The organism is Patulibacter sp. NPDC049589, from assembly GCF_040675535.1.
Lineage (GTDB): Bacteria > Actinomycetota > Thermoleophilia > Solirubrobacterales > Solirubrobacteraceae > Patulibacter.
The window spans coordinates 1-12,990 of record NZ_JBFAPC010000157.1; the positions used below are offsets into that span (position 1 = coordinate 1).

At 76.1% G+C, this 12,990-nt stretch carries 11 protein-coding genes and 1 pseudogene; all 12 read right to left on the minus strand.

Annotated elements, in window-relative coordinates:
- The coding region (locus AB0L40_RS22240) for an RING finger protein (RefSeq protein ID WP_364359837.1) at positions 1–321 on the minus strand (321 nt) is incomplete at its 3' end.
- Positions 322–348: 27 nt separating this feature from the next.
- A complete protein-coding gene (locus tag AB0L40_RS22245) occupies positions 349–1,308 on the minus strand; it encodes a hypothetical protein (RefSeq protein WP_364359840.1) in 960 nt (319 codons plus the stop codon).
- A complete protein-coding gene (locus AB0L40_RS22250) occupies positions 1,305–1,718 on the minus strand; it encodes a DUF2510 domain-containing protein (protein WP_364359843.1) in 414 nt (137 codons plus the stop codon). Before AB0L40_RS22250 ends, AB0L40_RS22245 begins: the two co-directional genes overlap by 4 nt.
- 341 nt (positions 1,719–2,059) lie before the next feature.
- The gene (locus AB0L40_RS22255; RefSeq protein WP_364359846.1) at positions 2,060–2,833 is read right to left on the minus strand and encodes an RDD family protein; all 774 of its coding nucleotides are present in this window, start codon (positions 2,831–2,833) and stop codon (positions 2,060–2,062) included.
- Positions 2,830–3,726 carry an RDD family protein gene (locus AB0L40_RS22260; protein WP_364359849.1) on the minus strand — a complete coding sequence of 299 codons (897 nt, stop codon included), beginning with the start codon at positions 3,724–3,726 and terminating at the stop codon, positions 2,830–2,832. The genes AB0L40_RS22255 and AB0L40_RS22260 overlap by 4 nt, the downstream gene beginning before the upstream one ends.
- 4 nt (positions 3,727–3,730) lie before the next feature.
- Positions 3,731–4,576, minus strand: coding sequence for a hypothetical protein (locus AB0L40_RS22265; protein WP_364359852.1), 846 nt, complete (start codon positions 4,574–4,576; stop codon positions 3,731–3,733).
- An 86-nt stretch (positions 4,577–4,662) separates the two neighbouring features.
- Positions 4,663–6,162 carry a hypothetical protein gene (locus tag AB0L40_RS22270; RefSeq protein ID WP_364359855.1) on the minus strand — a complete coding sequence of 500 codons (1,500 nt, stop codon included), beginning with the start codon at positions 6,160–6,162 and terminating at the stop codon, positions 4,663–4,665.
- Positions 6,159–6,452 carry a hypothetical protein gene (locus tag AB0L40_RS22275; protein WP_364359858.1) on the minus strand — a complete coding sequence of 98 codons (294 nt, stop codon included), beginning with the start codon at positions 6,450–6,452 and terminating at the stop codon, positions 6,159–6,161. Before AB0L40_RS22275 ends, AB0L40_RS22270 begins: the two co-directional genes overlap by 4 nt.
- Before the next feature lie 25 nt (positions 6,453–6,477).
- Positions 6,478–6,771 carry a WXG100 family type VII secretion target gene (locus AB0L40_RS22280; protein ID WP_364359861.1) on the minus strand — a complete coding sequence of 98 codons (294 nt, stop codon included), beginning with the start codon at positions 6,769–6,771 and terminating at the stop codon, positions 6,478–6,480.
- Positions 6,772–6,914: 143 nt separating this feature from the next.
- Entirely contained in the window at positions 6,915–11,462 is a 4,548-nt protein-coding gene (locus tag AB0L40_RS22285; protein WP_364359864.1) for an FtsK/SpoIIIE domain-containing protein, read from the minus strand.
- 76 nt (positions 11,463–11,538) lie between these two features.
- Positions 11,539–12,543: an RING finger protein gene (locus AB0L40_RS22290; protein WP_364359867.1), complete on the minus strand. Its 1,005-nt coding sequence runs from the start codon at positions 12,541–12,543 to the stop codon at positions 11,539–11,541.
- Positions 12,544–12,609: 66 nt separating this feature from the next.
- Positions 12,610–12,990: pseudogene (locus tag AB0L40_RS22295) on the minus strand (hypothetical protein); the annotation flags it as partial.

Genomic DNA, 12,990 nt, shown 5'->3' on the forward strand with positions numbered 1-12,990 from the left:
CTCCGCGGGCCGCGGCTGGGCCGGGGGCGGCGGCGCGGGCCACGACGGCACCGGGTCGGACGGTGCCGCGAAGGTCGGCAGCACGGCGGTCGGCGCCTCGCTGCCACCGCGGTCCGGGGGCGGGGCGGCAGGCGCGGACGCCGCGCCGGCGCAGCCGACGACGGCGCACCCTCCGCCCTCCTGCCAGCAGTCGGCGTGGTGGACGGCATGGCACTCGCCGCATCCGTCGACCTCGGCACCGACCTTGAGCGGGAAGCGGCAGTACGGGCAGGTGCGCCCCGAGTCGTCTGAGGTCGCGGTGCGGTGGGATGCGGCGGCCATCGGGTGGGTGAGGAGCGAGCGCGGGCCCTACCTCGACGGCAGGAAGTGCCAGCGGATCAGCGTCCGGTCGAGCTGGCGGACGTACGCCCGGTTGCGGGCGACGGTCGTGTCGAATATCTGGCGCTTCGTCGCCCAGGTGCGCAGGGTGTGCAGGGTGCTGTGCCGGAGGCCGAGCCGGTAGCCGTCCGCGGCCCAGCCGGCGAGCAGGCCGCGTGCGTCGCGGTCGCGTCCGTGGCGGTAGAACGGCAGTCGTCGGTGGAGCACGGCGCGCTCGCGGCGCACCAGGTCGAGGTGCTCGCCGGTGGCGTCGACGAGCCCGCGCCCGGCTCCGGCGAACCGCATCAGGCGCAGCGGCGGGTAGGACTCGACGGCGGACGCCCAGCGGTACTCGAACCGGAAGTCCCGGGTCTGGATCACCGGTCCGCCGTCGAGGGGCCGCACGACGGATCCGGCGTGGCCTGTCCACACGACGTGCTGGCGGTAGCCGGTGGGGGTGCCCGCGGCGTCGCGCCGGAGGCCGAAGACGGAGAGCACCAGGCAGCAGTTGGCCCCGCCGGTGAACTGCGTGACGAGGACCTCCGGCTCGTCGTCCCCGTCGAGGTCGGTCACGACGACCGGGGGATCGCTCGCGGTCCACTCGGGCAGCAGGCAGCCCGACGCGCCGGCGAACGTGCAACCGCGGTGCGCGTCGCTCGTGAAGAGTCGCCGCCCGTCGCGATCGATCGTCAGGTGCAGGCCCTGCTTCACTGGGGGCGCCTCGTCCGGGCTCACCACGGTCACAGTCACGGTGACCGGACCGCCCGTGACGGTCCGGGTCGTGGACGTCGCCGCGGCGGCCGTCGTCAGGAGCAGGGCGACCCCCAGCGACGTGGCCCCGACCGCGACCGCTCGGCGGCGGAAGGCCGAGCGGACCGGGGCCAGCGTCGAGGTGCGCCGGGGCCGTGGTCCGTCGAGGACCGCAGCCGCCCGCGCGCCGAACCCCGTCATCCGACGTGCTCGGTCCACGTCGATCCGTCCCACCAGCGGTTGCGGCTCGGGTCGCCTGGGTCCGGGTACCAGCCTTCGGGCACCGCGGCGGCAGGCAGGGCCGCCGCCGCACCCGACGCGGACGCCGTCGGAGTACCGGCGGCATCGGGAGCACCACCGGCGCCGGCCACCGTGAGGATCACCACGTCGTCGGACTGCAAGGCGTAGACGATCAGGTAGATGACCAGCGGGATGATGCAGAGCACGGCCGAGATGACCACGATCGGAACGTTGAGCTGTTTCGGTCTGCGGAGCGTGGCGCCCCCGCCCGTCCGCTGCTCGACGGCGTAGCCCTGGACGATGTACGAGGTGATCGCGTTCTCAAGCTCCGCCGGGCTTGCGACGGTGAGCTGCGACGTCCTGGCGCTCATCGACGCAGAGGACGGGGAGCGGCAGACGGGAGCATCGGCATCAGGCGATTGTCACCAACGGAACGGCCGGGCGCCATCCGCCAGGCGGCGGATCTGGAGCGGTGCGCGCAAGCTCCGCAGCCGCACGGTCTGCGTCATGCGCTGATGGACCGCGGGGCCCCATCGCGTCGCGCGCGGACGCACCTCCTGCGGCCTCCAGGGCTACGCGCTCGGGTAGCGCAGGGCCGCGGGCGCGACGCTCCGCAAGGCGAAGCGGTTGAGCACCCGATCGTGATCCTCCCGGAGCACCGCGATGTGGCTCCTCCCCGGAGGCGCTCATTCCGTCTGAACGCCGGACGCGCTCATCCCACGTGCTCCGTCCACGTCGATCCGTCCCACCAGCGCCACCTTCCCGGTTGCTTCGGGTCCGGGTACCAGCCGGGCGGCACGGCCGTCGGCGGTGCGGAGGGCGTCGGGTGCGCGATGCCCGGGTACGGCGCCGGGGAGTACGCGATCCTCGGGTCGGCCGCGCCCTGGTAGACGGCGCCGGGGTGAGCCGCACCCCGGTAGACCGCGTAGACCCCGGACGCGACCACGGGTCCGCCGGTCCAATGTGGCGCCTCGGCGCCGACGCGCACCACGAGCGTGTCCGCGACGCGGTCGTGGATCGAGCGGCCACGCTCGCCGAACGGGACCATCAGCGCGTCCACGAACGCGTAGAACGGCACGAGGCCCAGCAGGAAGACGCCGACGATTTCGCGCGACGCGGCGGTCCCGCCGTCGATCGCGCCCCCGTCGCCGCGGACGACGCGGATGCCGAGCAGCTGCTTCCCGTACGTCTGGCCGTTGTGCGCGCCCCGCCGGCGGAGCAGGAGCGGGGCGTAGAGGAATCCTCCGACGGCGGGGGAGAGGATGAGGACGAGGCCCAGGCTGACGGGGGTCAGGAACGCGACCGGGGTGGCTGCCGCCGGGGCCGCTCCGGCGGCGGGCGACGCGTGGGCGACGCCGGTCACCAGGGTGAGCGGCACGGCGACCACGGCCAGCACGGCGGTCGCGATCAGGATCACGGCGAGTCCGTCGACCAGTCGCGCGGCCAGCCGGCGGCCGGCACCGGCGATGACGGGCTGCGCGGTCATCCGATGTGGTCCGTCCAGGACCGGCCGTCCCACCAGCGGTGACGAGATGCGTCGCTCGGATCCGGGAACCACCCGGGTGCGGGTAGGGCCTGCGGTCGCCACGGGGGCGCAGCGGCTGGGCGCGTCGCCGCGGGCGGCACGATGGCGGGCAGCAGTCCCGCCGTCGGCCACCCCGACGGCACGGGCCCGGCTGCCGCCGCCCAGGTCGACGCCGAGGCTTCAGGCGGACCGGTCACGAGGGTCGAGGCGATCATGTCGTGCAGCGAGCGGTGGCGCCGGTCGATCGGGACCATCAGGGCGTCGATCAGCGAGTAGAACGGCACGAACGCGAGCAGGAGGGTCCCCACGGGCTCCCTGACGATCGCCCGGCCCAGGGTGATCGGGCCGCCGTCGTCCCGGACGACGCGCAGCCCGAGGGCCTGCTTGCCGAGCGTCTGGCCGTTGTGCGGGCCGGGACGGGAGAGCAGGACGGGGGCGTAGACGACCACGACGGCGTACGCCGCGAGGATCTTCGGCCACAACATCCCGTTGCCCAGTGGCCAGTACGTGGGCCGCACGACCGTGGAGAGGAACAGCACAACGCCCCAGACGGCGATGGGCCACAGCATCACCTGGGCCGTCTGGACGACGGTTCCGCCGCGGCGCCCGACCACGAGCACGACGACGGCGATCACGCTGAGCGCGCCGTAGACGAGGCCGAGCTGCGCGTCGCCGTGGTACTCGGTCACGAGGTCGTATCCCCACTGCTCCAGCGCGGACCAGAGCCCGAACGACAGGGCGACCATCGCGACGACGGCGAGCCCGTCCAGGAGGCGCGCGGCGAGGCGGCGGCCCGGGTTCCCGAGTGCTGGACTCGCTCTCGGGAGGGAAGACGTGGTGGCGTACGGGTGCACGACGTCACGCCCAGGCGAACGACGCCGCGATCGTCCCGAACGTCGCCGCGAGGGCGTCGCGATGGTGGATCGACGGCGTGGTGAAGGTCAGGATGGCCACCCGCTCGAGCGCGGGCGGGACGGGGAGCAGGTACTGCACGACCAGCGTCTGCAGCTCGCCCCCGGTGGTCAGCGGCACGGGTAGGACCCGCTCGGTCCGGGTGGCGCCGCCGGACGGCAGCGCGACGATGCCGGGTTCGTAGCGGGTGGGATGCACGCCGTCGTCGATCCGCTGGATCAGCAGCGTCCCGCCGGGGCCGGCAGGTGCGCCCCGGACGTCGGGGGCGGCGTCCGGCGTGCCGGGTCCCGTGCCCGCTGCCGCGTGCGGTCCCGAGGGCCCCGGGCCGGCGAGCCAGCGTCGCGGTGGCGTGCTCTGCGCCGGCGACGGGACGCGGACGGCGACCGTGTCGTCATCCGGAGCCGGTGCGTCGCCGTCGCCGTTCGCGACCTCGTCCTCGCCCCCGGGGGCGGCGACGGACGCCGGGATGTCGTCCGCGGTGACGAGCAGCGACGCGGCCACCGGCTGGTCACCGCTGTCCCGGGTCACGAGGACGGCGGCGAAGAGCACCTCGGCGGCTGCGGCCCCGGCCACGGCCCGCTCGACCATCGCGAGCACCTCGTCGCGCAGTGGAGCGAGGTCCGGCTCGGCGGCGATCCGCTGGTCGACCCCTCGACGCAGGCGCTCGGGGTCGCCGGCCGCCGAAAGGTCGACGGCGATCCAGTCGCCCGGGGTGTCGATCCCGAAGCCGCTGGGCGGGTCGGCGGACCGCCATGGGTGGCCCGCGACGGACGGGGCGGTCTCAGCAGGCATGGGGATCCTCGGGTCGGGTCGCAGGACGTCCGACGCCGCGCCTCGGCGCCGGGGCGCGGCCGGTGTCGGAGCGGCGGGAATCGGTACTACCGGGAGAACGCACCGGCACCCGACGGGATAGGGGCGCCGCCCCCGGAGCGCCCTGGCGTGGGGGACGGGGCGGACGACCCGGCGGGGGGATCGAGGAAGAAGAGGTCCTCCATCGTCCGGTACGGCGACGGGTCCGGGCCGGATGCCCCGAAGGTCCCGTGGTAGCGGACCTGCGCGTTGGGGGTCGTCGTGAAGGGCGTGGGAGCGACCGGCGCCGTGCCCCGGAGCTCGGCGTACGCATCCACGTCTGCTCCGATCACCTCCGGCACGACGACGCCCAGGCCCGTCTCCGCGAGGTCGTCCAGGCGGCTCTCGAGCGATCCCTGCACCCACCCCTCGGTCATCGACTCCGTCCAACCCGACCGGAGGTTCCTGGTCGCGAGGTGCGCCTCCTTCGTCGCCGCCGCCTTGAACCCGCCGACGGACTGGCGGCTGGCACCTCCGAGGAACGCGCGTCCCGCGTCGACCCCGTGGCCCAGGGCCTTGCCGGCCGGACGCAGAACGCGACCCCCCGGGATGAGCGAGAGCCCGACCGAGGCGACGTCGCCGGCGAGGTCACCGTCGGCGACGCGCTCGTCCCCGGCGTTGCGCCGTAGCGCGTCGGTCGCGAGCTTGGTCCCGGCGGCGGCGGCTCCGATCCCCGCGAGCACCACGAGCGCGGTGCCCCCGGTGCCCACCGCGATGAGGACGAGCGCCGCGGCGGCAGCGATGAGGCCCAGGTCGTCCAGGCTCTTGGAGAAGGGCGCCCAGTCGCCGGAGAGGAGGCCGACCCCGAGGTTCCACACGACGCCGATGGTCCCGTTGATCAGGATCTTCGTGACCTCCTGCAGCGCCTTGACGACGACGCCCAGCGGCCCGTGCCGGTCCACGAACGACCGGATCGAGTTCTTGATCCCGAGGTCCGACGCCGCTTCGAGGGCGGACTTGCAGCGGCGCTCGGCGTCGCGGAACGCGTCCTTGGCCACCTCGACGGCGCGGTGGGCGGCGTCGAGCTCGCCCTTGGCCCGCGCCTGGGACGCGGAGGCGAGCGCCCGCGCCTGCACCAGGCGCCGGCGCTGCGCGTCGATCTGGACCTGTGCCGCCGGGTCGAGGTGGCCGAGCGACGAGATCGCGAGTCGCCGCAGCTCGGCGTCGACGGACGCGATCCGTGCGTTGGCGCTCGTGATCGCGCCGTCCGCCGCCTGGATCGGGCCGACTTGCGCACCGACGGCCGAGCGGACGGTGCCCAGCGCGTCGGCGAACGCGATCGTGGCGTCGCCGGCCGCGAGGCACGAGTCGTGGATCTTCGCCAGGTCCCGCGGGAGGTCGTCGAGCGCGTCGGAGAACAGGGTCGCCGCGTCGCCCTGCCAGGCCTGGCCGGAGTCGACGCGCTTCAGGGAGGTGTTGATCGCGGCGGCGCTTCCGGCGGTCTGACGGAGCGACCGGCCGAGGCTCCGGACGGTCTCGGGATCGCCGTCGGCCAGCGGGGAGCCCAGCAGCTCGCGAGTCGACGTCATGCCGTCGACCCGGGCGTCGCGGCCGAGACGATGCACTGCTCCGCCGAGTCGTACGCGGACCGGATGCTCCGCAGGGAGTCGGCCGTGTTCGTCGTCGTCTCGCTGATGCGGTGCAGTCCGTCGGACCAGTGCTGCCGGTACTCGGCGAACGCGTCGCGGACCAGGAACGAGCCGAACGCGGACCCGTCGACGCGCTTGCCGTCGTCGAGCGCGGACAGGTCCGACGACACCCGGCGCAGCTGGAGCTCCGTCTCCGCGAGCTCGCCGAGATCGACCCGCAACGTCGTCATGTCCGCGCCTCCCCGTCCCGCCGGCTCAGCTCGTCAGCGACCGCTTGATCGCGTCCTCGGTCTCGGTGTAGGTGGTGCCCGCCTTGCCGAGCAGCTGGCTGATGCCGTCCAGCGACTGCTGGATCTGGTCGGCGCTCTGCTTCCACTGGGTGAAGAGCTGGTTGAACTGCTCGGACGCGGCGCCCTCCCAGCCCTGGCCGACGAGGCCCTGGACCTTCGCCATGGCGGTCTGGTTCTCGCCGGAGATGTTGGCGGCGGTGGTGGTCAGCTGGCCGGAGATCGTCTGGAGTTCTTCGGCGGTGACGCGGATGATGGCCATCGGGTGCTCCCGTTCAGTGGTGGCGGGGTGTTCCGCCGTCGGGCGACCTTAACCCAGGGATCCCCAGGTTCCCAGCGGGTTCCGCCATACGGCGGAGGGGCTTGGGCGGTCTGGCGGAGCGGGCTTCCCGGGGCGCCGGGCGATCACGCGACGGTGGCCTCGGGGTCGGCGCCGGCGGCGACCTGGACGACCTGCACGCCCCCGTCGCGCACGAGGTAGCCGCGTCCCGGCCGGGACGGCGTGGCGTCGTGCCGCGGCAGCTCCGCGCCGAGGTGCTCGGCCTGCGACGCGTCCTCCGGCTGCAGGACGATCCCGAGTCCGTCCGAGGCGATCTTGCGGACCCACGGGTGCGTGAAGCCGCGCGCCGTCGACCGGTCCGCGGCGACGACGAGGTGGACCCCGACGTCGGGCCCGAGCCGGGCGACCTTCTCGGCGGCGGCGGAGAACCGTGCGTCGTCGAGGTCCCCGGCGTCGTCGACGAGCAGGACCACCGGCTGGTGGGCCCCGTCGCGGGACCGCTCGTCGACGACCAGGGCCGCCTCGACCATCAGGTCCGTCATGCCCGCCAGGTCCTCGGGGCGGGGACCGCTGTGGGGGATGGTCCGCAGCGGCGAGCGGCGCGGCGCGATGACGCCGAGCTGCACGCCGGGCGCCGGCAGCGCGCCGAGGGCCGCGGCGAGCGCCACGAGGACACCCGACCGGCCACTGCGGCGCGGGCCGCTGACCAGCAGGTGCCCGTCGGAGAGGTCGACCGCCAGGGGCTGCAGGCGCACCCCGCCGATCCCGACGGGCAGGGACCGCAGGCCGTGCGGGGCCGGGAGGTCGCGGCGCTCGACGCGGTCGGGCAGCCGGCCGATCGCCGGGGCGCGGAGCCCCGGCCAGCGCGCCGCCGCGCGGGCGCCCAGCTCCTCCAGCCCCGCGACCTGGTCGTCCCCGTCCGGGGTCGCGCCGACGTGCGCGAGCTGCGCCTCCAGCGTCGACCCGACCACGGCGCGCCCCGCGACGCCGCGCATCCCGCGGGCGGCGTCCGGGTCGACGCCGACGCTCATCGCGTCGTCGGGGCTCGTCATCCGCAGTACGAGCCGCTGGTCGATCAGCGGCTGGAACGTCGAGCCGACGCCGCTGCGCGACGCCGCGGTCGCGACGACCGACACACCGACGGGCCGGCCCGACGCGACGATCTGCAGCAGGCGATCGGTCAGCGCGGCGCCGGCGGCGTTGTCGATCGCGCGCAGGAGCTCGTCGAGGTCGTCGACCAGCAGCAGGACGCGGGCCCGCGGGTCGTCGGGCCGGCGCTCGCGGTAGCCCTGCAGGCTCGTCACGCCGGCGGCGCCGAAGCTCCGCGCGCGGTCCTCGACCTCGGCCGCGAGGTGGTCGAGGAGCCGCTCGAGTCGCTCCCGGTCCGCGGCGGTGACGACCGCGCCGCAGTGCGGCAGCCGGACGAGCGACGCCAGCCCCCGGCCCGCGGGATCGATCGCGTAGACCTGCGCCTCGTCGGGCGGGAACGCGGCGGCGACCTGGCCCGCGATCGTGCGCAGCGCCGACGAGCGTCCGCTGCCGCCCGCCCCGTAGACGACGGTGAACCCGTGCTGGTCGGGGTCCAGCGTGAGCGGTCCCTGGCGCTGCAGTCGCGGCTCGTCGAGCAGGCCGATCGCGAGCGCGTCGCGGCCGCCGGCCGGGCGCGGCAGGCGGGAGGCGGGGAGCGCGTCGGCGAGCGGCGGCAGCCAGGGCGGGGGCGGGGGCGTCAGCCCAAGGTCGGTGGTGGCGTCGACGACGGCCTCGACGAGACGCTCGAGGTCCGTGGTGCCGCCGGCGTCGGCGGAGGACGCCACGCCGGTCGCGGGCATCGCGCCGGCGAGGTCGAACGGTGCGACCGTCAGCACCGCGGTGGTGCCGGCCGCGCTCACCCCGCTGACGTACGCGGACTGGAACTCCAGCGGGCGCCCCAGGCCGGTGCGGGCGAACCCGCGGCCGCTGTGCTCCGGCCCGCTGGGGATGTGGGCGGCGTCGCTGGTGCCGACGGCGTCGACGCTCTGCGACTCGTCGGCCGCGCGCAGGGCGAGCCGCAGGTTCGTGTTCGCCTTGATCGGCGCGGTGAACGCGTTGCCGAGCGTCTGCGACGCGAGGATCATGTGGACGCCCAGGGAACGCCCGCGCTGGGCGACGTCGACGACGCCGTCGACGAACTCCGGGACCTCGTCGCGGAGCTTCGCGAACTCGTCGACCGCGAGGACGAGCGACGGCGGCGTGTGGCCCGGCGCCTTCTCGGCGAGCTCGAAGAGGTCCTTGGCACCGAAGCGGGCGAGGATCTTCTCACGCCGCAGCAGCTCGGCGTCCAGCGCGACCAGCGCGCGGCGGCTGAGGTGCTCGTCGAGGTCGGAGACCACGTCGACGACGTGCGGCAGGCCGGCGCACGGGCCGAACGCCGCGCCGCCCTTGTAGTCGAAGAGCAGAAACGTCACGACGGTCGGCGGATGGCGGGCCGCCAGGGCGCAGACGACGCTGCGCAGCAGCTCGCTCTTGCCGGAGCCGGTGGTGCCGACGACCAGGGCGTGCGGGCCGTCGCGCCGCAGATCGATCTCGAACGGGCCCGACGCGCCGGCGCCGACCGGGGCGGACAGGTCGTCGCGGCGCCGCGACCACTGGTGGGCGATGCGGTCGGGATCGGGGTCCTGGAGCCCGAGCAGGTCGAGCAGCCCGACCCGCGACGGGACGCCGGTCTCGCGGCCGCGGGCGCCGCGGTCCAGCAGCGGGGCGAGGTCGCGGGCCGTCGCCTCGGCGGCCGGCACGCCGAGCGGCTCGGCGACGATCCCCGGGACGACGTCGCCGCCGTCCGCCCGGATCAGGTCGAGCGTCGTGGCGGACGTCAGCGAGAGGATCGCGCCGGTCGCCAGCGGCAGGTCGTGCTGGTGGGCGGCGGTCCACAGCAGCGAGACCCCGGACTCGCGGGCCGCGGCGACGATCCCGCGGACGGTCGGGCCGTCGAGGGCCAGCGCGCCGTCGACGACGAGCAGGACGTGCGGCAGGTGGCGGACCTGGCGGCCGGCACCCCGGTCGGACGCGAGCCGCTCCTCCTGCAGCCGCTGGACGCGGTCCAGGAGCGCGCGGGCCGGGATGTCGCCGCGGGCCAGCGGCGCGCCGCCCAGGACGTCCCCGGCCGCCGCGACGTGCGGCAGCCAGGTCAGCCAGCGCCACGCGTCGCCGGCCGCGTGGCCGGTGGCCGCGACGACGACGAGGTCGGCGGGGCTGTGCAGCAGCGTGGCCTGGACGACGAGCGTCCGTACGATCGCGGCGGTCGCCTGCGGCGGCCCCGGGATCCCGCAGACGCCGACGTCGGGCAGCGGCACCGTCACCGGCACGTTGCGCAGCAGCGCGAAGCGGTCCAGCAGCGACCGGGCCTCGTGGCGCAGCAGGTCGCTGCCGCCGTGCTGGTAGCTGACGCGCGACGCGAACGGCAGCGACCCGGTGCCGACGCGCAGGTGCAGGAAGTCGGGGTCGGTCGGCCGGCGTTCCCAGAGCGCGGTGCGGTGGGTGGTCGCCCGCGGCACGAGCACGTCGAGGCCCGGCGACTGCGCCACGCGGTGCTGGCCCTCGGCGATGTAGGTCTGCGTCAGCCGGGTGTTGGCGGCGTCGAGCTCCCAGCGGAAGCGCGCTGCCCGCTCGGCATAGCGCTCGGAGCCCTGGCGACGGTCGCCGAAGTACGAGGCGGCGGCCATGACCGGCGTGAGGAGCGCGAAGAGGAGGAAGAGCGGGTTCCCCACGACGAGCGCCATCGCGATCCCCGCCACCAGCGGGATCAAGGACAGCGCGAGCGGGAACCGCGGCGCGCTGGGGTCGTCGGGCGGGGCCGGCAGGTCGACGGTCGTCGTGGGCGCGGGGCGGAGCACGCGCGGCGCGCGGTTGATCGACAGGCGCGGGCCGTCCCACTGCTGGCCGGCCGGCCGCGGCGGCGGCACGGGGCCGGTCGCCCGGGCGATCCGCACGCGGTCGCCCCAGCGCAGGTCCGCGGACCCGAGGCGGTCGTCCGGGGCGAGCAGCGCGCCGGTGCGCTCGACGACCGCCCCTTCGACGGGACCGAGACCGAGCGCGCGGGCGACGCCCTGGAACGTGCGGTCGACCCGGTCGTCCGCCTGGGCGAGCAGCTGGAGGTCGTGGTCGTCCCCGCGGCGGTCGACGACGGTGAGCCGCAGCTCGATCGGGGCGCCCGGATCCGGCGTGACGCGGATCGACGGACGGCGCGCCGCGACCTGGGCGTCGAACCGGAACGCCTCGCCCGCGACCTCGAGCACGTCCCCGGGCTCCAGCGCCTGCGGCTCGACGCCGAGCGGCACGCCGCGCAGCCGGCACTCCGCGTTGGGCTGCGGGGTGCGCGCGCCATAGCGGCCGCCGAGGAACGAGATCTCGGCGAGCGGCACCGCCGGCTCGTCGGGTGGGGCGACGACGCGCCCGTGCGCGGAGAGCCCGAGCACGACCGGTCGGCGCCCGAGCTCGACGGGCTGCCCCGACCAGGTCAGGCGGGCGGCGCGGTGCAGCGGGCCGCTGCCGGCCGACGACGGGTCGGACCGCGGCGGCACGTCGTCGACGTCGATGCGCCGGCGGCCGGTCGGCGGCGCGGCGGCGGGCGGCGGGTCGTCGTCGAACGAGACGACCATGCGCCGGCGGCCCCCGTCGCGGCCGGACGGGGTCGTCATCGGACGCCCCGTCGGGGGGAGCCCGCGGCAGACGGGACGGCGGTCGCGGGCGCCGGTCGATGCGGGGTGGGAGTGCTCAACAGACGAGCAGGAGCTCGGACTTGCGGGGCTCCCAGACGGTCCGGCGGCCGGCGATCGCGTAGCCCGGGTCGTAGTGCCAGGCGCCGTGCTCGTACCGCGCCCAGGTCCGGCCCCTGAAGCTGGAGCAGCCGCCGCCCGAGTAGCTGGGGCCGCTGACGTCGACCTGGACGCTGGAGTCCGCGCGGTCGACGGAGACGACGCGGGCGCGGATCGACCGTGGGTTGCCGATGCCGTTGGCGACGGTCTGCTGGTTGCGCGTCCAGCCGTCGTAGCCCGCGTCGGCCTCCTCGTACGCGCGCCGGCGGTCGCTCAGGAGGCCCCAGGCCGTCCGGTAGTCGCCGTCCACGATCGCCTCGTGGAAGTCCCGCAGGAGCGTGGTGACCTCCGCGGACATCTCGGCGCGGGAGACGTTCGGGAGGGCCCCGTCGTCGATCGGATCGGCGGCGGGGGTGGAGGCGGTGCCGGTGGGACCGGTCGTGGTCGCCGGCGCGGAGGCGGTGGTGGCGGTGGGAGTCGCGCCCGCGTCGGCCCGCGTCGTGGTCGCCGGCACGGTCGTCGCTCCGTCGGTGCGCGCGGCCGTCGCGGATGCCGCGGTGGCCGCCGCGGGCGCCGGGTCGTCGCCGCCGAGCAGCAGGAACGCCGCGCCGGTGCCCGCGATCACGAGGGCGAGCAGCACGATCGAGACCGTCAGCCACGGGCTCCGTCCGGGGGCGGTCGGCACGGGCCCCGCGGGCCGGCCGGACGGCGGGGGCGCCGGGGGCCCCGTCGGCGGGGCGTACGCACCAGGGCCCGGCGCGGCGGCGACGACGGTCGCGGCGTCCGCGGCCCCCGCGCAGCCGACGACGGCGCAGCCCTGGCCCTCGGCCCAGCAGTCGGCGTGGTGGACGGCGTGGCAGTCGCCGCACTCGACGGCGTCGGAGCCGCCCTTCAGCGGGAAGCGGCAGTAGGGGCACGAGCGCCCTGCGTCGGAGGCGTCGGCTGATCGAGGGACGGCGGGCATCGGGACCGGCGGATCATGACCCAGCGCCCGTCCCCCGACCATCCGCCGAATGGCGGGTGCGGCCGGTCAGCCCGGTCGGGCCGCGGCCCGGAGAGGGCCCGCAGCCGTCCTGGGCCTTCGCGGACCGGGGGCCGGGACGGCGGCATCGGGCTCCAGCGGGATGACCTTCGTCGTCGTGACCGGCTCCTCCGGGGCCGGCGACGCCCCACCGTCGCCGCGGAGCAGCAGGAACGCGGCGCCGGCGGCGAGCACGACCACGACGAGCAGCAGGACGAGGGCCGGTCCCAGGCCGCGGCGGGTCGACCGGTCCTCCGACGCCGGGGGCGGGGGCGGGGGAGCGCTCCAGTCCGGGGTCGGCGGGACGGCGGGCGCGAAGCCGGGCGTCGGAGGCGGGGCCGCAGGAGCGGCGGGACCCGACGGCGCGGCACCGGCTGCCGCGCCCCCGCA